General features: G+C 62.9%; 20 protein-coding genes. 1 reads left to right on the top strand and 19 read right to left on the bottom strand.

All coding sequences use genetic code 11. The features are described from left to right. The 5 genes from LPC22_RS05425 to LPC22_RS05445 form a co-directional block, all read right to left on the bottom strand. Entirely contained in the window at positions 1–990 is a 990-nt protein-coding gene (locus LPC22_RS05425; protein ID WP_198200959.1) for an ABC transporter permease, read from the bottom strand. Positions 991–1021: 31 nt separating this feature from the next. After that, positions 1022–1948 carry an ABC transporter permease gene (locus LPC22_RS05430; RefSeq protein WP_024627150.1) on the bottom strand — a complete coding sequence of 309 codons (927 nt, stop codon included), beginning with the start codon at positions 1946–1948 and terminating at the stop codon, positions 1022–1024. A gap of 190 nt (positions 1949–2138) precedes the next feature. Beyond that, the gene (locus tag LPC22_RS05435; RefSeq protein ID WP_229133017.1) at positions 2139–3800 is read right to left on the bottom strand and encodes a peptide ABC transporter substrate-binding protein; all 1662 of its coding nucleotides are present in this window, start codon (positions 3798–3800) and stop codon (positions 2139–2141) included. A 78-nt stretch (positions 3801–3878) separates the two neighbouring features. Further along, positions 3879–5558, bottom strand: a complete 1680-nt coding sequence (locus LPC22_RS05440; RefSeq protein WP_229133019.1) for a peptide ABC transporter substrate-binding protein — start codon at positions 5556–5558, stop codon at positions 3879–3881. A 137-nt stretch (positions 5559–5695) separates the two neighbouring features. Beyond that, positions 5696–6628: a tyrosine recombinase XerC gene (locus tag LPC22_RS05445; RefSeq protein WP_229133021.1), complete on the bottom strand. Its 933-nt coding sequence runs from the start codon at positions 6626–6628 to the stop codon at positions 5696–5698. Between the two features lie 104 nt (positions 6629–6732). Between LPC22_RS05445 and LPC22_RS05450 the strand changes: the two genes are divergently transcribed. Next, the gene (locus LPC22_RS05450; RefSeq protein ID WP_229133023.1) at positions 6733–7005 is read left to right on the top strand and encodes a DUF6725 family protein; all 273 of its coding nucleotides are present in this window, start codon (positions 6733–6735) and stop codon (positions 7003–7005) included. Here the strand turns inward: LPC22_RS05450 and LPC22_RS05455 are convergent. The 14 genes from LPC22_RS05455 to LPC22_RS05520 form a co-directional block, all read right to left on the bottom strand. Beyond that, a complete protein-coding gene (locus tag LPC22_RS05455; RefSeq protein ID WP_229133151.1) occupies positions 6995–8032 on the bottom strand; it encodes a prephenate dehydrogenase in 1038 nt (345 codons plus the stop codon). The two genes, LPC22_RS05450 and LPC22_RS05455, sit on opposite strands and share 11 nt — an antisense overlap. Positions 8033–8097: 65 nt before the next feature. Then, positions 8098–9084: a prephenate dehydratase domain-containing protein gene (locus tag LPC22_RS05460; RefSeq protein WP_229133025.1), complete on the bottom strand. Its 987-nt coding sequence runs from the start codon at positions 9082–9084 to the stop codon at positions 8098–8100. Next, positions 9081–9545 carry an alcohol dehydrogenase gene (locus LPC22_RS05465; protein WP_229133027.1) on the bottom strand — a complete coding sequence of 155 codons (465 nt, stop codon included), beginning with the start codon at positions 9543–9545 and terminating at the stop codon, positions 9081–9083. Before LPC22_RS05465 ends, LPC22_RS05460 begins: the two co-directional genes overlap by 4 nt. A gap of 70 nt (positions 9546–9615) precedes the next feature. Next, on the bottom strand, positions 9616–11535 hold the full coding sequence (gene typA, locus LPC22_RS05470) for a translational GTPase TypA (RefSeq protein WP_024627158.1): 1920 nt from the start codon (positions 11533–11535) through the stop codon (positions 9616–9618). Between the two features lie 114 nt (positions 11536–11649). Then, entirely contained in the window at positions 11650–12312 is a 663-nt protein-coding gene (scpB, locus tag LPC22_RS05475) for an SMC-Scp complex subunit ScpB (protein ID WP_229133034.1), read from the bottom strand. Then, positions 12309–13112, bottom strand: coding sequence for a segregation and condensation protein A (locus LPC22_RS05480; protein ID WP_121914517.1), 804 nt, complete (start codon positions 13110–13112; stop codon positions 12309–12311). Before LPC22_RS05480 ends, scpB begins: the two co-directional genes overlap by 4 nt. Then, on the bottom strand, positions 13109–13948 hold the full coding sequence (locus tag LPC22_RS05485) for a ParA family protein (RefSeq protein ID WP_024627161.1): 840 nt from the start codon (positions 13946–13948) through the stop codon (positions 13109–13111). The genes LPC22_RS05480 and LPC22_RS05485 overlap by 4 nt, the downstream gene beginning before the upstream one ends. 45 nt (positions 13949–13993) lie before the next feature. After that, a complete protein-coding gene (gene xerD / locus LPC22_RS05490) occupies positions 13994–14923 on the bottom strand; it encodes a site-specific tyrosine recombinase XerD (RefSeq protein ID WP_229133038.1) in 930 nt (309 codons plus the stop codon). 109 nt (positions 14924–15032) lie between these two features. Continuing rightward, positions 15033–16802 (bottom strand): spermidine synthase, encoded by a 1770-nt coding sequence (locus LPC22_RS05495; RefSeq protein ID WP_229133045.1) that lies wholly within the window; start codon positions 16800–16802, stop codon positions 15033–15035. 117 nt (positions 16803–16919) lie between these two features. Next, positions 16920–17303 carry a 50S ribosomal protein L20 gene (gene rplT, locus LPC22_RS05500; RefSeq protein WP_015021618.1) on the bottom strand — a complete coding sequence of 128 codons (384 nt, stop codon included), beginning with the start codon at positions 17301–17303 and terminating at the stop codon, positions 16920–16922. Positions 17304–17351: 48 nt separating this feature from the next. Continuing rightward, positions 17352–17546: a 50S ribosomal protein L35 gene (gene rpmI / locus LPC22_RS05505; RefSeq protein ID WP_024627165.1), complete on the bottom strand. Its 195-nt coding sequence runs from the start codon at positions 17544–17546 to the stop codon at positions 17352–17354. Continuing rightward, positions 17527–18198, bottom strand: a complete 672-nt coding sequence (gene infC, locus LPC22_RS05510; RefSeq protein WP_029676114.1) for a translation initiation factor IF-3 — start codon at positions 18196–18198, stop codon at positions 17527–17529. The genes rpmI and infC overlap by 20 nt, the downstream gene beginning before the upstream one ends. Positions 18199–18428: 230 nt before the next feature. Beyond that, positions 18429–19205, bottom strand: coding sequence for a triose-phosphate isomerase family protein (locus LPC22_RS05515; RefSeq protein WP_229133047.1), 777 nt, complete (start codon positions 19203–19205; stop codon positions 18429–18431). A gap of 50 nt (positions 19206–19255) precedes the next feature. Then, a complete protein-coding gene (locus LPC22_RS05520) occupies positions 19256–19696 on the bottom strand; it encodes an RpiB/LacA/LacB family sugar-phosphate isomerase (protein ID WP_045924139.1) in 441 nt (146 codons plus the stop codon). Positions 19697–19713 lie beyond the last annotated feature (17 nt).

Raw genomic sequence — 19713 nt, forward strand, 5'->3', positions numbered from 1 at the left:
TCAGGCCGTTCTGCTCTTGGGATCCAATGCATCCTTGACCGCGTCGCCCATCATGATGAAGGCCAGCACGGTGATGGCCAGGGCTGCGGAGGGATAGAAGAGGACCGAGGGGTTGGTGGTCAGGAGGTTCTGGGCCGTCGAGATGTCCCCGCCCCAGGAGACCACGGTGGAGGGCAGGCCGATGCCCAGGAAGCTCAGCGTGGCTTCAGAGACGATGTAGGTGCCCAGCGACATGGTGGCCATGACGATGACCGGGGCCAGGGAGTTGGGCATGATGTGCCGGAAGAGGTTGCGCAGGGGCGTGGAGCCCAGGGCCGTGGAAGCGGTGTTGAACTCCAGGTTCTTGGCCTCCAGGACGGCGCTGCGGGTGATGCGGGCCATGTTGACCCAGCCGAAGAGGGTCAGGGTCAGGATGATCTTCCACAGGGAGGTGGAGGTGCGGAACATCTGCAGGAGCACGATGGCGCCCAGGATCATGGGGATGGCGAAGAAGATGTCGGTGATGCGGCTGAGCACGGCGTCAACCCAGCCCCCGAAGAAACCGGCGATGGCGCCGATGAGGCCTCCGAAGACAGTGACCAGGATGGTGGTCATGATGCCGATGGCCACCGAGGTCCTTGCCCCGTGGATGACGCGGCTGTAGACGTCGCAGCCCTGCAGGTCGAAGCCGAAGGGGTGCCCGGGCCGGCCGGGCTCCAGGGAGTCGGACAGGCTGCAGGCCATGGGATCCTGCCTGGCGAAGAGGTTGGGGAAGAGGGCCACCAGGATGACCACGATCGCCAGGATTGCGGAGATGATGAAGAGCGGGTTGCGCCTCAGGGTCTTCCAGGCGTCGGCCCACATGCTGGTGGGCGGCACGTCCTCATCCACCGAGTCCACCTCGCGCAAGGGCGTCTCCTCGATGGGGGCCACGAACCGCTCCTGGCCCGGCAGGGGGTCGGGGAAGTAGACGCGGGCCTGGCTTTCGTTCTGTTCGCTTGACTCGTTCATTGCCGTTTCACTCATAGTCGGTCCCTCTCCCTCACGCATACCGGATCCGCGGATCGAGCACTGCGTAGAGCAGGTCGACCAGGAGGCTGGTGATGACGAAGATCAGGACCAGAATGGTCACGATGGAGACCACCAGGGTGCCTTCGCCCCTCAGGATGGCCTGGTAAAGGGTGTTGCCCACGCCCTGGATGTTGAAGATGCGCTCGGTGATCATGGCCCCGCCCATGAGTCCGCCGATGTCGGCGCCCAGGTAGGTGACCACGGGGATCAGGGAGTTGCGCAGCACGTGCCGCACGATGACGGACCGGTTGCTCATGCCCTTGGCCCGGGCCGTGCGCACGTAGTCCTCGGAGATGTTGGAGGTGATCTCCGTCCTGGTCAGACGGATGATGGAAGCCATGGACACCGACCCCAGCACGATGGCCGGCATGAGCAGGTCAATGAAGCCCGGATTGGCCCCGGCGGTGGCTGGCAGCAGATGCCATTTGACGCCGAACAGGTACTGCAGGATGAAGCCGGTGACGAAGGTAGGCACCGAAATCAGCAGCAGGGAGAGGACCAGGATGATGTTGTCCGACCACTTGCCCTTGGTCAGGCCGCCGATGATGCCGAAGATCACGCCGAAGACGCCCTCGAAGACGAAGGCCATCAGGGCCAGCTTGATGGTCACCGGGAAGGCCCTGCCGATCACGCTGATCACGGGCTGGCCGGCGAAGGTGTTGCCGAAGTTCAGGGTCAGCGCGTTCTTCAGGAAGAGCACGTACTGCACGATGAAGGGCTTGTCGAGATTGTATTCCGAACGTATCTGTGCGGCAACGGCCTGATTGACCGGCTTGTCCCCGAACATGGCGGCCACGGGGTCGCCGGGAAGCGCGAAGACCAGCGCGTATATCAGCAGTGTCGTGCCGAGAACGACGGGGATCATCTGCAGAATACGTCGCAGAAGATATTTTCCCATCGGCTATTCTCCTTTGTCATCCGCGACCGGGATCGGCATGGGGATCGAGGCCGCCGCAAAAATTCTTGTTTGAGTCTACCAGCACACCTCAACAGGGGTGCAAAGACACCAAGGCCGGCGCGGAGTGGATCCTTCCGTGCCGGCCCGGGCGATGTCAGCTGTCAGGTGCGGAATTCAGGCTCCCGTCACCTCACTTGCTGATGTTGTAGTAAGCAGGGACGCCCTTCCAGGTGAAGGAGAATCCTTGGATGTTCTTGGCGGCCACGCCGTTGGAGTTCTGGTAGTAGAGCGGGACTGCGGGCAGATCGCGGAAGAGCAGCTCCTCGGACTGCTGGTAGATCTTGTTGGCCTCGTCGATGCTCTTGGCGGAGGCTGCCTTGTCCATCAGGCCGTCGAACTCGGGGTTCTTGTAGTCGCCGTCGTTGGACCCGTTGCCGTTGGCTGCCGAGCTGGCGAAGTTGCTGGACAGGTAGCTCTCGGGCGAGGGGTAGTCAGGCTGCCAACCGGAGCGGAAGGCCGAGTCGGTGAACTTGCGGTTCTGCACGTTGGAGCGGAACTCGCTGAAGGTGGGCAGAGGGTTGCCTGCAGCCTGGATGCCCAGGGCGTTCTTGATGGAGTTGGTCACGGCGTCGTAGATCTCCTTGTGGGCGCCATCGGCGTTGTAGGCGATCTTGAAGGTGTCGCCCTCGCCCCATGGGGAGATCTTGTTGGCCTCGGCCCAGAGCTCCTTGGCCTTGGACGGGTTGTACTTGAGCACGTCGGATCCCTTGATGCTGGTTGAGTAGCCGGGGATGACGGGGGCGGTGAAGTCGTGGACCTCCTTGGCGGTTCCGGACAGCACCTTCTTGATGATGGTCGGCCGGTCGATGGCCATGGAGATGGCCTGGCGACGGAGCTTGCCCTCCTGATCCTGGCCGAAGTGCTTCATGTAGGAGGGGATGGTGAACATCTGGATGACCGAGCCCGGGTCGTTGATGGCCTGGACCGTGTTATCGGTCTGGAAGGTCTTGCGAGCCGAGGCGGGCAGGGTGTCCAGCACATCCAGGTTGCCGGCCTGCACGTCGCGGTAGGCTGCGGTGGCATCGGTGTAGGCGCGGAACTCCACGCCGCCGTTCTTGACCTTGATGCCGCCCTTGTAAGCGGGATCCTTGACCAGCTTGATGGACTTGTTGTGCTCCCAGGACTGGAACTTGTAGGGTCCCACGGTCACCGGCTTCTCGCCGAAGGCCTTGGTGTCCTTGTAGAAGGACTCGGGCAGGGGCGCAAACGCGGTGTAGCCCACCTGGATGGGGAAGGTGGAGGAAGGCGAGGTCAGATCAACGGTGAAGGTCTTGTTGTCGATGACCTTGAGGCCGGACAGCTGGGCATCGCCAGGGGTGCCCTCCTTCTGCAGGTCGTCATAGCCCTTGATGTTGGCGAAGAAGCTGGAGCCCAGCTGCTTGTTGGCGATGTCGGCCGCCCAGGACCAGGCCTTGGTGAAGGACTGTGCGGTGACCGGGGTGCCGTCCGAGAACTTCCAGCCGTCGTTGATGGTCACGGTGTACTGGGTGTTGTCCTCGTTGGCCTTGATCTGCTTGGCGATCTCGTTGACCGGCTTGCCCTTGTCGTCAAAGCGGACCAGCTTGGAGAACATGACGTCGATGGGGTTGCCACCCCCCACCTCGTTGGTCATGCTGGGGATGAGCGGATTGGCCGGCTCAGGGTTGAAGACCGAGATGACGGCGTTCGAGCTGCCGCCGTTGCTCCCCTGGGCAGAGGAGCCGGATCCGCCGGATCCGCCGCAGGCGCCCAGCGTGAGCGCCATGACGCACAGTCCGGCGCCCGCAATGGTCAGGGCCGATTGCTTCTTCATATATCTTGCTCTTTCCTTTGGTTGGTTTCCCGAACCGCCAGTCATCGACGGCGGTTTATGCCGTTTCCGGCACGATCATTACTGGTCCTTGGACAGCTCCGAGAAGATCGGATAGCCATCCCAGCCCAGACGCATCCCATGAACCTTCTTGGCGGACGCGCCGATGTTGTTTCCATAATAGAGCGGAACCGCCGGCATGTCCTGTAGAAGGATCTCCTCAGCCTGCTGGAAGAGCCTGTTGGCTTCATCGGTGTCCTTGGCCTTGGCAGCCTGCTTCAGCAGGGCGTCGAACTTGGGGTTCTTGTAGTCGCCATCGTTGGATCCGTTGCCATCGGCCGCCGAGCTGGCGAAGTTGCTCATCAGATAGCTCTCAGGCGATGGGTAGTCGGGTGACCAGGAGGATCTGAAGGCCGCATCCGCGTAGAGGCGCTTTTTGATGTTGCCGCGGAACTCGCTGAAGGTGGGCACAGGAGTGGCCTCGGCCTTGATGCCCAGCGTATTCTTGATGGAGTTGGCCATGCCGTCGTAGAAGTCCTTGGCGCCGCCATCCGAACTGTACAGCATTTGGAAGCTCTTGTCGGCTGGCCACTTGCTGATGGCATCGGCCTTGGCCCAGTACTCCTTGGCCTTCCTGGCGTTGTACTTGAGGTTGTCCGAACCCTTGAGATCCTTGGCATAGCCTGGGATGGTCGGCGCGGTGAAGTCGGTGGGCTGCACGCCCAGACCGCCCAGGACCTTGTCGATCAGCATCTTCCGGTCAATGGCCATGGAGATGGCCAGGCGGCGCAGGTGGCCCTCCTGGTCCTGGCCGAAATGCTCCATGGTGGCGGGAATGGTGAACATCTGCAGGGTGGAGCCAGGCTTGTTATAACTCTGCACCATGCTGTCGGTCATGAACGTCTTGACAGCGGAGGTGGGGATCCTGTCGATCACATCCAGGTTGCCCGCCTGCACATCGGAATAGGCAGAATTCAAGTCAGTGTAGACCTTGTAGTCGATGCCGCCGTTCTGGACCTTGACCTCCCCGCCGTAGTCGTTGTTCTTGCGAAGCCTGATCATGGCGTTGTGCTGCCAGGACTCAAACGTGTAAGGACCCGAGCTGACCGGATTCTCCCCGTAGGCCTTGGGATCCTTGTAGAAGGACTCAGGCAGGGGCGCAAAAGAGGTATAGCCTACCTGAATGGGGAAGGTGGACGAGGGCGAAATGAGGTCTACGGTGAAGGTCTTGTCATCGATGACCTTCAATCCGGAGAACTGGGCATCCGCAGGCACGCCCTGCTTCTGCAGGTCATCAAAGCCCTTGATGTCAGAGAAAAAGCTGGCGTTCAGCTGGCCGTTGGACACATTGGCGCTCCAGGACCAGGCCCTGGTGAAGGACTTGGCGGTGATCGGGGTGCCATCCGAGAACTTGCGCCCGTCAACCAAGGTGACCTTGTACTGGGACATGTCGTCGTTGCCCTTGATCTCCGCGGCCAGATCGTTGTGGGCCTTGCCCTGATCGTCGAAGCGGATCAGCTTGGAGTTGATGGCATCCACGACCTGCCCGCCGCAGCTTTCCGCAGTGCTGCTGGGAATGAGCGGGTTGGCCGGCTCGCACCCACGGACCGACACCACGGCGTTGTTGCTGGGCTGGCTGCTGGACGACTGCTCGGCACCCTCGGTATTGGTGCTGCTGCCTCCACTGCCGCAGCCGCTGGCCAAGAGCGCCAAGGCACAGATGGCGGCTGACGCCACCGTGAGCTGTGAACTCTTCTTCATTCTTGCTGCTCCCTTTAGCTGGTTGCCAACATTGCGCCTATGATCCCGAAAGTCTTTGACTGATGTTCAAGCTAGAATACGCCATATTCTGATACCAGGATGTTTCCCGAGACAAGTCGTATCTCATTTACCGGATCTCAGGCCCGGGGGAAAGCCTGCCTGTACCGGGCCCGCAACTGCTCGATGGAGACGTGGGTGTAGCGCTGGGTGGTCCGCAGGGAGGAATGGCCCAGCATCTCCTGAACCTCGCGCAGGTCGGCTCCCCCATCCAGCATGTGCGTGGCGGCCGAGTGCCGCAGGGCATGGGGGGCGATGTCGGGCACCCCAGCCTGACCGGCCGCCTGATGGACCACCTTGCGGACCTGCCGTTGGCCAACCCTGCCGCCAAGCTGACCCAGGAAGAGGGCCTGACCTGCCTTGCGGGCCGATTTGGCCCTTGAGCCCGCCAGGACCGGCCGCCCCTCCCCCAGCCAGCGATCCAGAGCACGATCGGCGGGCAGGCCATAGGGCAGGACCCGCTCCTTGGAACCCTTGCCCAAGACCTTTACGGTGCGGCTGTGCCGGTTCACGTCATCCAGGTCCAGCCCGCAGAGCTCGGCCACGCGCATGCCCGTGGCGTACAGCAGCTCCAGCATGGCCGCGTCCCGGACCTGCAGGGCCGCCTGGACTTTCTGGTCCTCCCGGGGCTCGACCGGATCCTGGTCGACCGTATCCATCAGGGTGCGGGCCTGGTCGTGCGTCAGGACCCGTGGAAGGTGCTCGGACTGCTTGGGGCTGCTCAGGGCCAGGGTGGGGTCGGTCTTGATCCGGCCGTGCCGGCTCAGCCAGCCGAAGAAGGATCTCAATGCGGCCGTCTTCCGGGCCATGGTCGAGCGGGCGTGGGTGGCGGATTCGTGAGCCAGCCAGGACCTGATGGCGGCCAGGTCGATCTGCGCGGGGTCGTCGAAGCCGTGCAGATGCATCAGGTGCAGAAAGCCCGACAGGTCGGCCCGGTAGGAACGCACGGTGTTGGGACTCTTGCCTGCCACCCGGGAAAGATAGTCGGTGAAGTCCTGCAGATCCTGGTCCACTGCGGGCACTCCCTTCGCTTGGCTGTGCAGTATGTGCAATACAGTCTAGGCGTTTTCGCCCTCGTCGCAGCCGCAGGCGATACTGACCCCGGAGGTGGATGGCCATGCGTTTGCCAGCAACCATACCGGCCGGAGCGCGGCTGGTGGTCAGGATTGCCTTGGGAGCAGATCCGGAGGACGGAAGGCCCAAGTTCCGAGACTACGTGGGCCATGTGGTCGACTGGGACGGACATCAGCTGATCCTAGACAGGGACCCGGCGGCCAATGGGTCGCGTCCCGGGGAACGGGTGACCCTGCCAGCAGAAGACATGGTGGCCCTGAAGCCGGTCCCGGAACGCCGTTCGCCCCGTCCGGACCCACCTGATCTCAGTCGATGACCGGCGGGTGCAGCACCCGGGCACGGCTGGTGGTCAGGAAGGCCGAGACCTGCTCGCCGCGCAGGGCCGAATCCAGCAGCTCCTGCCGCCAGTTGCCCTCCTGCGGATCCAATTCAAGGTCGGTGGTGGGCATCGGCTCCTGGCCGGCCAGGGCAGCCTTGTAGCGCCGGAAGGGATCGGCCTGGAGGAAGAAGTCCCGGCGCTTTTCATCGGCCGCCGCATCCTGGTCCCGCAAGAGAGAGGCCATGCCCTGCAGATTCTCGGCCAAGTCATCCAGAAGGTCGGCCACCTGGTCGGCGTTCTCCTCCACCATGGCCCGGGTCCGTTCCGGATCGGTCAGGGCCACCCGGGTCATGTCACGCCAGGATCCGGCCGCCAGAGCCGAGGCCACTCGGCGGTCAGGCGATCCGGTCAGCATGTTGGCCAGGGCGGTGGCCACCACATGGGGCATGTGCGAGATCAGCGCAGCGGCCCGGTCATGGGTGGCATCGTCCAGGGCGATCAGCCGGTTGCCCAGACCCTGGGTGACCATGTCGGCCACGGTCAGGAATCGGCTGTAATCCGTTTGTTCATCGACGCAGAGAGCCCAGAGGGCATCATCCAAGAGGGCCGGGTCCGAGTCCTCGTAACCTGAGCCCTCGCTGCCCGCCATAGGATGGGCGCCCACATACTGATCAGCCAGACCGGCCTGCTCGACCTGACGGCGGACCGGCCCCTTGACACTGCCCACGTCGGTCAGGGTGGTGCCTCGGGTCAGCACCGGAGCCAGGGCCTTGAGCACCTCGGGCATGGCCCGCAAGGGGGTGGCCAGCACCAGCACGTCTGCCTTGCCCTTGGCCAGCTCCTCCAGGGTGTCCACACAGTGGATCCCCTGGCTGCGGGCCTGCTCGTAGGGACGATCATTATGGTTCCATGCGATCACGAACCGGCCCCGGGCGGCCAGGCGGCGGGCCAGCGATCCGCCGATCAGACCCAGCCCTGCCACGGCGATCTTGTGGGCCGAGGTCAGCACCGGCGAGGCGGCCATGCCTGCCATGGGGTGCATGTGCTCGGGACCTGACAGGTCCATGTGTGGAAAGGGTGCGGATTCATCTACCATAACAACTCCTTGCTGATCGTCTCGGTATCGGGGTCCTCACCCCGGAAGGCCCCCGCCCTGGGCAGCATCCATTCACGGATGGGGGGCGCTGGATGCGGGGTGCGCGGATGGACCGCCAGGGTCTTGAGCCAGTCCCCCCTGTCCAGCAGGTCAGCCAGCACCTGATGCAGACCCTTCTGCCATGGTGCGGCGTCGATGCTGGCCACGAAGCTGTAGGTCCCGTCGTGCCCCTTGATGGGCCGGGACATGAATGAGGTCATGTTCAGGCCCGCATCGCGCAGACGGTCCAGCAGGTTGGCCAGCACGCCCGGCCCGGTATTCAGGGGAATGAAGGTGACGATGGACTCGAAATCCCCGCCCGGCGCCAGGCGGCGTGCCAGCCGGGCGGCCCGATCTCGGGGAGCCAGCAGAAGAAAGTCGGTGCGCGCACCCTGATAGTCCTGCACCTCACGCCGGTAGGTCTCCAGTCCGTAGAGGCTCCCGCATATGCGCGGCCCCAGAGCCACCTGGTCGGGGCCCAAGTCACGGCAGGCCGCAGCGTTGGAATTGGCCGGCACCGGATTGAGGCCGGTCTCTGCGATGAAGCCCTTGCACTGGGCCAGTCCATGGGGATGGGCGCCGACCTGGCGCAAGGGGCCATGGTCAGCCCTGACGAAGGCGTCAAAGACAATGGGCAGGCGGACCATGCCGAAGCCCGCTACCGCCTGAGCATCGATCAGGGCATCCATGTTGGGCACCACATGGCCCTCCACGTTGTTTTCCCAGGCCAGCACTCCCCAGCCTCGGCCCTCCTCCACGGAGGCCACAATGGCCGCCGCATCCGTGCAGGGGCGCAAGTCAGCCTGGCAGCCCAGCCTTGTCGCCATGAGGCTGGCGGCCTCAAGGGCGGCCTGATGGGTGAAGGTCCCCTCGGGACCCAGGAAGTGCAGGGGAATTCGGTCGGATGAAGTCGCCGGCCTCGCTGACGGGTCATGGCTCATGCGGATCGCCCCTGACGACGCAGGGGGCCATCGGCAAACCAGGAGGCCGGCAGACAGATGGCCAGGGTCTGGATCAGGACCAGCCCGCCCATCCAGAGGAAGACCGCATACTTGGCAAAGAATGTCGGGAAGTTGGCATAGGGCATGAGCACGTCGCCGCCGGGTCCGCGCATGGAGAGCAGCCAGACCACGACCGTCGAGGCCACCAGATGCAGGGCCAGACCCATGGTGCCGCTGTCGCAACGGACCCACCAGGCAGCCAGGGCCACCAGCAGATAGGCCAGGACCATCCCCCAGGGCAGACCCTGAGCGGCCCCGGAGCGCTGGACCAGGGTCCCCAGCACCCCCACCGCCAGGCCGATGGGCAGGCCCAGCAGGCAACGGAAGGCGCTGGCCTTGCCAGACTCCCCCGTCGAACGGGAGGGGGCTTGGTTCTTGGATTTGGAAACCTGAGACTTCATGGGTTCCAGACTAGTCCGACCCGGTCACCGTGGGGCGGCCGGGTCGGACTGGTCTGATTGTGAGAGCAGCTTACTTCTTGTTGGCCCTGCGCTGACGGGCGTTCCACTTGTACCAGGCATCCCTGTCCAGGATGATCTTGCGCACACGGATGGACTCGGGGGTCACCTCCACGCACTCGTCATCGTTGGCGAAGTCCAGGGACTCCTCCAGGCTCATGTCGATGGGCGGGGTCAGGGTCTCCAGCACGTCGGCGGTGGAGGAACGCATGTTGGTCATGTGCTTCTCCAGGGTGATGTTGATGTCCAGGTCGCCGGGCTTGTTGTTGATGCCCACGATCTGCCCCTCGTAGACAGGCGACTGTGGCTTGACGAAGAACTCGCCCCGGGCCTGGAGCTTCTGCATGGCGTAGGGGCTGGCCTTGCCGGAGCGGTCGGAGACCATGGATCCGTTCTGCCGGGTCTTGATGTCGCCCGCCCAGGGGGCGTAGCCGGCGGAGATTGAAGCGGAGATGCCGGTGCCGCGGGTGGCGGTCAGCAGGGCGGTGCGGAAGCCCAGCAGGCCACGGGAGGGCACGGTGAACTGCATCCTGACCCAGCCGGAGCCGTGGTTGGTCATGGTCTCCATGCGGCCCTTGCGGTCGGCCATGAGCTGGGTGACCGCGCCCATGTACTCCTCGGGCACGTCGATGGTGTCGGACTCCATGGGCTCCTGAAGCTTGCCGTCCACGGTCTTGGTGACCACCTGGGGGCGGCCCACGGTCAGCTCGTAGCCCTCCCGGCGCATCTGCTCGGCCAGGATGGCCAGGGCCAGCTCGCCACGGCCCTGGACCTCCCAGGCGTCAGGCCGGTCGGTGGGCAGCACCTTGATGGAGACATTGCCGATCAGCTCGCGGTCCAGACGATCCTTGAGCATGCGGGCGGTCAGCTTGTGGTCCTTGCCCTCGGTGCCGGCCAGGGGGGAATCGTTGGTGCCGAAGGTCATGGAGACGGCCGGGTCGTCCACGTGGATCAGCGGCAGGGGGCGGGGGTCGTCCTGGTCGACGATGGTCTCGCCGATCATGATGTCCTCCACGCCGGCCACAGCAACGATGTCGCCGGGGCCGGCCTCCTCCACAGGGAAGCGCTGCAGGCCCTTGGTGCGCAGGATCTCGGTCAGCTTGAAGTTCTCGATGGATCCGTCCACGCGCGACAGGCCGTACTGGCGGCCCTTGGTCAGGGTGCCGTTGTAGATGCGCACCAGGCCCAGACGGCCCAGGTAGTCGGAGGCGTCGATGTTGGTCACATGGGCCTGCAGGGGGGCGCCCTCCTCGTATTCCGGTGCGGGAATGTTGGTCAGGATGGCCTCGAAGAGCGGCTCCAGGTCGTCGTTGTCGGGCACAGCGCCGTCGGCTGGCTGGTTGACGGAGGCCTTGCCGGCCTTGGCTGCGCAGTAGATGACCGGCAGGTCCAGGAGGGAATCCAGATCCAGATCCACTCCCTCCTCGCTCACGTCCTGGGCCAGGCCCAGGAGCAGATCGGTGGACTCGGAGACCACCTCGGAGATGCGGGCATCGGGCCGGTCGGTCTTGTTGATGACCAGAATGACGGGCAGCTTGGCCTCCAGGGCCTTGCGCAGGACGAAGCGGGTCTGGGGCAGGGGCCCCTCGGAGGCGTCCACCAGCAGGACCACGCCGTCGACCATGGAGATACCGCGCTCCACCTCGCCGCCGAAGTCGGCGTGGCCGGGGGTGTCCACCACGTTGATGGTGATGCCGTCGGGCTCGCCCAGCTTGGCGGCCAGGGGGCCTGTGTACTTGACGGCGGTGTTCTTGGCCAGGATGGTGATGCCCTTCTCCTTCTCCAGGTCGTTGGAGTCCATGACCCGGTCGGGCACCTCCTCCCGCTCGGAGAAGACGTGCGACTGCTGCAGCATGGCGTTGACCAGGGTGGTCTTGCCGTGGTCAACGTGTGCCACAATCGCCACATTTCGTATATCGCCGCGTACCGCCATCAAAACCTCATTCTCGTGAATGCTATCCATGCCTTCACCGGCTTGTCTGCCGGCTGGCTTGGTCCAGGAATTGGACAAACAGAGACAAGTGTAACCGCCTTGTGTGACAGGCGTTCACTCCTCCTCGCCCTGGGGTGAACCTTGGGCCGAATCCAGGGATTGGGGCTGTTCGGACAGCTCCTGGCGGGCCTGGGCCAGAGCCGAGTCCTCGTCTGGCAGGAAGGGGGCCAGAGAGGGCAGATCATCCAAGGATTGCAGGCCCATCCGCTCAAGGAAGAGGTCGGTGGTGACCAGCAGCGCGGCATGGGTCTGCTCATCCAGGCCCTCCTCGCGAACCAGGCCTCGGACCAGCAGGGCCCGGATGACCCCATCCGAGTTGACCCCACGGATCTGGCCTACCTGGGCACGGGTCATGGGCTGGCGGTAGGCCACGATGGCCAGGGCCTCCAGGGCCGCCTGGGAGAGCCGAGCCGTCTGACCATCCTTGACGAAGGCCGCCACCACCGGCTGGTAGGCAGCCCGGCTGGTCAGTTGCCAGCCCCGTGCGGTCCGACGCAATTCGAATCCTCGGTCGCTATAGGACTCGGCCAGCGATTCCAGGGCGGCATTGACCGGCTCCGGATCCACAGCCAACACCCGGGAGAAGTCCTCTGCGGTCAGTGGCCGGTCCGTGGCCACCAGTATGGCCTCAAGACAGGCGGTCAGTCCGCCGGGAAAGTCCTGTACGTCAAAGTCCACATATTCGGGACGGGTGTCGGGAGCCGAGGTTTGGCTCATGCGAAGTCCCCCTCACTGATCAAGGCTGTTTCCGGCTCCTGGGTAGGCCCTACCCAGCGCAGGTAGAGCGGCTGGTAGGGGCCATCCTGACGGTACTGGATCAGCTCCTGCCTAAAGAAAATCAGCACGGCCAGGAATCGGGCCACCACCTGCGCCCGGCCCTTGGAGGAGGCGACCAGATCGGCGAAGGCCACCGGTTGCCCAGGCTGTACCAGCAGGGCTTGGCGAACCTGGTCAGCCTCCTTGTTCAGGTCGACCAGGGGCACGTGCAGCTGGTCCAGACGAACCTGGGAGGCCGGAGCGTTGACCAGGGCGTTGGCACAGAGCAGGGCCAGATCCTCCGGCTTCAGGGTCCAGACCAGATCAGGCAGCAGATGGGCCAGTTCGGGCTCCAGATGGCCGGGGTGCGGGTAGCGTCCCGAGTTGGCGGCCAGCCTGGCACGAAAGTCCTGCCCTGCCTGCTTGAAGGCCCGGTACTGCAGCAGCCTGGCGAAGAGCAGATCACGCTCCCGGAGGGCATCCATGGAGGCTTGGTCGCGCATGGACTCGTCCTCCACAGGCAGGAGGGCAGCGCTCTTGGCCTCCACCAGCACCGAGGCCACATCCAGAAAGGCACTGGCCTGGTCCAGTCCTTGGCTGAAGTCCAGGGTGCGTACATAGTCAAGAAACTCGCCGGTGATGGAGGCCAGGGAGACCTCCGTCAGTGAGAGCTTGCGGTTGGCCAGCATGCCCAGCAGCAGGTCGAAGGGTCCCTGGTAGACGTCCAGGTCGACGGCGAAACCGTCCGCTGATCCGCTCACGCCACGATGCCGCGGGCGATCAGCTCCCGGGCGACCTCCCGATACTCCTTGGCCGTCTTGTGCTCGGGGGCGAACATGGTGATGGGTTCGCCGGCCACCGTGGCATCGGGCAGCTTGATGGATCGGCTGATGATGGAATGAAGAACCTTGCCCTTGAAGGCCTCGTAGATGCGCTGAAGCACCTCGTCCGAATGCAGGGTCTTGGTGTACATGGTGACCAGCACCCCGTAGATCTGCAGGTCGGGGTTGATGCGGCTGCGGACCTTCTCTATGGATTGCATGAGCAGGGCCACGCCGCGCAGGGCGAAGAACTCGGCCGCCACGGGAATGATGACCCCGTCCGCAGCAGTCAGCGCGTTGACGGTCAGCAGGCCGAGCGAGGGCTGGCAGTCGATGATGATGGCGTCATACTCCTGCCGCAGGGGCCGGATGGTAGCCGCCAGGGCCTGCTCACGGCCGACCTCGGTGACCAGCTGAATCTCGGCGGCCGACAGATCGATGTTGGCCGGGATGATGTCCAGACCGTCGAAACGGGTGTGCCGGACCACCTCGTGAACATCCAGGGAGGTGTCGAACATGGCGGTGTAAATGGTGTTATCCACGCTGTTGGCATTGATGCCCAGACCCACGGTGGCCGCGCCCTGGGGGTCGAAGTCCACGATCAGCACCCGTCGCCCGTACTGGCACAGGGACCCGGCGATGTTGATGGATGAGGTGGTCTTGCCCACGCCGCCCTTTTGGTTGCACATGGCGAGAACACGGGCCGGGCCGTGCTGTTTCAAAGGCTCCGGGGCAGCGAACGTCTCATACTCGCGCCCTAACAAATCCGTAGGCATGCTTCTACCCTATCAAGTTTCCGACCGCATTCGCGGGTTGGCGGGTCAGCGAGCACGAGGATGGGCCGTCTGGTAGGTCTCCATCAGGGCCTGCGGGCTGACGTGTGTGTAAATCTGGGTTGTGGTCACCGAGGCGTGGCCCAGCAGCTCCTGGACTGAACGCACATCGGCGCCTCCCTCCAGCAGATGAGTGGCGAAGGAGTGCCGCAGGGTGTGGGGGTGCAGGGGTCTGTTCAGGCCCGCCCGGCGTCCGGCATCCCTGACCACCTGCCAGACGGTCTGCCTGGTCAGCCGCTTGCCCCGCTTGTTGAGGAAGACGGCCCGCAGCTCCCTGCCCTTGGTGGCCCGATCGCACAGGCTGGACCGTCCCATATTCAGGTAGGCCTGCATGGCCTGGCAGGCGTAGGAGCCCATGGGTACCAGACGTTGCTTATCGCCCTTGCCGGTCAGACGGACCACCCGCTCGTTAAGGTCCATGTCCTCCAGATCGGTGCCGACGGCCTCCGAGACCCGGCAGCCGGTGGCGTACATGAACTCCAGCAGGGCCTTGTCCCGCAGGACCACCGGATCCTTGGACCCGCCCATGGCGGCCACATCCAGCAGCCGGGCCACCTGGTCCACGTCCAACACATCGGGCAGGGCCGAGGTGCCCTTGGGAGCCTTGACGGTACGAGAGACATCCTGGTCGGTCACCCCCTGCTTGAGGGCGAACCGGTGCCACTCATGGACGGCGGCCATCCTTCGGGAGCGGCTGGCTGGACTTTCATCGGCCAGATGGGCCAGGAAACCCTCCACATCGGCGGTCTTGATCTGTTCCAGGTTGGTGATGCCTCGAGCGGATAGCCAATTGATGTACATGGTCAGATCGGACTTATAGGCCTTGACCGTGGCAGGGGCTAGACCCCGCTCCAGCCCGGTATAGGCCACGAACTGATCCAGCAGGGCGGTCAGCCCCTCCTGATGATCACCGTCCACTACCGCTTAACCTCCGGTTCTCTTCATCAGTGCTGGTCTGTAGGCCATATTCTAACGCTCCGCTCCCCTGTTTCCATGCTTCCGACGCGCTCGGTATTGCGGCGACCGCTCAAGAGACCTCCCGGATCAGCCCTTGGATCCCCTCTTGCTGAAGAATCCGTCGGTAGGGTCCGGCCTCCCTGCTGATGATCCTGTCGATGGCATGCATGCCCAGCAGTTCCACCGGCGCATTGTCATCGGTCAATACTCTCCCCTCTGCATCCCCAACCGTGCTCAGACGGGAGCTGACCTGCTCCATCATCGCGGATAGGTCCGGATCAGGGCTGACCCTGACGGCAGCCTCCGCCAGCAGGTCGGAATGCGGATAGTCTCTCATGGCCGCCTTCTTGCCCTGGTTATCACCTTCTGATCCTGAGAAATCCTCAGAAGCAGGGCGGCGCGCAAAGAGCTCACGGTTGGTGGTCTGGGGCACATCGGCTGTCAGGATGGCATCGGATCCGAAGACCCTGGTGATGGTATTGGTCAGGGCCGCATTGATGGATCCCTGACCGTCGTCGATCATGTTCATGTTGACCACCATGACCCCGCCCGGATTCAGGTGATTCCTGACCAGGGTAAAGAACTCGGTGGAACTCATCTGGAAGGGGATGGTGATGTCCTGATAGGCATCGACCATGATCAGGTCGAAGCGCTGGCCACTGGCTACCAGCCAGGCTCGCCCGTCGTAGGTGGAAACCGGAATATCGGCGGGCTGATCAAAATACTTGATAGCCAGTTTGCTGATGGACTGATCGATCTCCACCCCCTGGATGGCCATCCGAGGATAGTACCGCCTCAGTTGCCGGGCGTAGGTCCCGGTCCCCATGCCCAGGATCAGAGCCGAGCGGGCCTGATCGGCCATGAGCGGTGCCGCCAGGGCCGTGTCGTAGTACATGCCGGTCATCCCGGGGTGCTTCATGGTCACCGATTGGACGCCGAAGAGGACGTTGGTGGAAAGGATGGTTCTGTCCGCAAGGGTTTTGACCTGCAGGTAGTTGTAGATGGACTCGCCCTCGTAGGTCAGGCCTTTCTCCCAGAAGGCGAACCCCGTCATCGGCGACAGGGCGGCCGAGACCACAAAGGCCACCGTGGCGATCAGGCAGGCCAGGCGATGCGCTTGGGATGAAAGAAAGTAGACCAAGGCCACCAGGAGCAGTATCCCGGAGAAGATCAGAAAGGTGACAAAGGTCCCCACGGCCGGGATGGTCACAAAGGTGGGTAGGAAGGTGCCCAGGATGGATCCCACCGTGTTGCAGGCGCTGAGCCGGCCGACCACCGAAGCGTTGTCATCCAAGGAGTCGGTGGCGCTCTTGACCAGTCCGGGGGTGATGGTGCCCAGGAGGAAGAGGGGCGGAACAAAGATGATCAGGCAGGAGATGAAAGCCGCCAGGACCAGGAAGTTGGTGGAGACGGCCACAATCAACAGCCCCGAGATCAGGATGATCAGATACTTGCCGACCAGGGGGATCAGGGCAATCCAGACGGCCGCGGCCATAATGCACAGGTAGAGCCTGTCCGGGTCAGGGTTCCGGTCGGCCCAGCGGCCGCCGACGACGGCGCCCAAGGCCAGGGCGATCATGATGGTCCCGATGATGATGGTCCATACGATCTGGGAGGACGAGAAGTAAGGAGCCAGCAGGCGGGAGGCCCCCAGCTCAGCAGCCATGACGGCCATCCCCGAGAAGAACTCCGTCACATAGAGAAAGATCCGCGACCGCAGGATGGGGCGCGACTGATTGATCCTGGCCAGCTTGGATCTACCGCTACTCGGTGATGGACTGGACTGGCCAGCCGATGCCGCCGATACAGCCGACACGTTTGCGCTGTGATCATCGTTCATGGCGGCTCCCGGCATCATTGTCGTCAATCAACTTACCGTCCCGCTGAGGAATGGTCAAATATGCAAAGAACCCCGCGAAAGGCGAGGTTCTTGAAATGCGGTGTTCGGGTCCGCTGATCAGGCAGCGACCGGAGCGTTCACATCGGCAGGCAGGGCCTTCTTGGCCTCAGCCACGATGGCGTTGAAGGTGTCGATGTCGTTGACAACCAGGTCGGCCAGGGCGCGACGGTCCAGCTCGATGCCGGCCAGGCGCAGCCCCTGGATGAAGCGGTTGTAGGTGATTCCCTGGGCGCGGCATCCGGCGTTGATGCGCTGGATCCACAGCTTGCGGAAGTCACCCTTGCGGGCCTTGCGGTCCCGGAAGTTGTATGTATATGAATGAAGCAGCTGCTCCTTGGCCTTGCGGTAGAGACGGGAGCGCTGGCCACGGTAGCCTGACGCCCGCTCCAGGACGACCCGACGCTTCTTATGCGCGTTGACTGCCCGCTTGACTCGTGCCATAGATATTCCTCAGCTTTCTAAAATCTCACTCGACGCGACAGCACCCGCTCAGCGGGCCAGCATCCTCTTCATGTTCTTGGACTGGGTCGGAGCGAGCACCTCGTCAGTGGACAGGTGACGACGCTTCTTGGCCGACTTGTGCTCCAGATTGTGGCGCATACCGGTCCCGGCGTGCATGAGCTTGCCCGAACCCGTGGCCCGGACGCGCTTGGATGCGGCGGAGTTACTTTTCATCTTCGGCATTGCTGCCCTCCTTGGATTTCATCTGCTTGGGAGAAGTATTGTTGTCGGCCTTGGCAGCCAGATGGGCCGCCTGACGGGCCTTGCGCTCGGCACGGGCCTGGCCGCCCCGCCGACGCTGCTCGGACTGGGTGTGGACCTTCTTGCCCTTGGGCGACAGGGTCATGATGATGTTGCGCCCCTCCTGCTTGGGGGCAAACTCGATGGAGCCCAGATCCGCGACGTCGTCAGCCAGCTTACGCAGGAGCTCCACGCCGCCGATGGGCCGGGACTGCTCGCGCCCACGCAGCATGATGGTGACCTTGACCTTGTCTCCGGCGGACAGGAAGCGGCGCACGTGCCCCTCCTTGACCTCGAAGTCGTGGTCGTCGATCTTCAATCTGAAGCGGATCTCCTTGATCTCCGACATGCTCTGATTGCGGCGCGCCTCACGAGCCTTGATCTTCTCGTTGTATTTGAACTTGCCGTAATCAATGAGCTTGGCGACCGGAGGCTTGGCCTTGGGCGCAACCTCGACCAGGTCAAGGTTGGCCTCCTTGGCCAGGTTGAGGGCGACGGAGGTCGCAATGATTCCCACCTGTTCGCCGTTGGGCCCGATCAGGCGTACCTGAGACACTCGTATATCGTCGTTAATCCTTGGTTCGTCGCTAATGATGACTCCTTCTCAAATACCACAACATCCACTGCCTGCAGCCGATCCACATGAGTCCAGACGAAAAGACCATCGCTGTAAACGACGCGCTTCCGCGTTCATGAGCGATTCTGTAGAATACAACAGAATATCGCCACTCCTCGAACCCGAAGTCATAAGAGACTTCCAGGTGGGTCACCCGCTTTCTTGATTGCTCAAGCCGTTGGACATATTAGCACAATGCCGATAAGCGGTCAACTCTGACCGTTCTGGACCTCCGAGTCCTGGCTGATCAGGCGCCAGGCCTCTTTCACGACTTCCAGGAAAGCAGCGGGATCATGCGCGAAACGGCCTAGAAAGACCCCATCGACAGCTGGCCATAGCTCAGTCAACAATCCCGGAGCAGCGGCCCCTCCATATATGAGCGACAAATTGTGGCATTGGGGGCCAAGCTTGTTTTTGATAATCGAACATACCTCTTGGACGTATTCAACTGGAGCGGGGCGGGAAGCTCCGACGGCCCAGACGGGTTCATATGCAATCCAGGCTGGAAGGTCAGGCTTCTCACCCAGCCCCATTTCGATCTGTTTTAAGCAATAATCAGCGGCTGCCTCAGGACCGTGGTTGCTAAGCTCACCCACACACAGCAGGGGTGTCAATCCATTGCGCCAGCATGCACGAACCTTCCGCCCGATGAGTTCATCATCTTCCCCATACAGGCGACGGCGTTCCTCATGCCCCACTTCGGCCACGGTCACACCCAGATCAAAAGCATCCCGGGGCGAGACCTCTCCAGTAAACGGGCCACGATCTTGATCGCATACATCCTGAATACCAAGATGAACATCCGTGGACAGCAGGGCCTGCCCAGCCTGCTCCACCGTAAGGTAATCCGGCAAAACCGCCATGGTCACCTTGTCCAGTGGAAGGGCTGAGGCATTGAGAAGATCGGCTAATCGTCGACAATATGCCAGTGTCTGTTTTCTTGTAAAATACATTTTCAGGCTTATAGCTACAATCGGCTTGTTCATCTTCCCCACTCTGCGCTATTAAAATTGACTATCTGCTGCCCACGGATTCATCATTGCTGATGAAGCTCAAATTCGCGGATGCGCGCCACCTTCGGGCCACTTCTGGAATCAGGATCGAACTCACTGTCCAGATAGGCCCTTAACAGAGATTTGGCTGTTTCTGGTCCCAGAACCTGAGCACCCATGGCGATGATGTTCGCATCATTGCTACGGCGGGCACGCTCGGCTTGATATATGTCCGATACGCAGGCGCAATAGGCTCCCGGCACCTTATTGGCCGAGATCGAAACGCCTAGACCCGTCCCGCAAAGCAGGACACCTCGATCCGCTTCGCCCCTAACCACGGACTGCGCAAGGGCTATGGCCACGTTGGCGTAGATCGGATCATCGGTAGGAAAATCGATCACCTCGTGACCTAGACGTCTTGCCTCCTCCATGAGCACATTCTTCAACCCTGCAGCATTAGGATCGGCTCCAAACGCCAGTCTCATTATCTTTCACCTTTCCT

It is taken from the genome of Bifidobacterium mizhiense (assembly GCF_020884755.1).
In the GTDB taxonomy this organism is placed as follows: domain Bacteria; phylum Actinomycetota; class Actinomycetes; order Actinomycetales; family Bifidobacteriaceae; genus Bombiscardovia; species Bombiscardovia mizhiensis.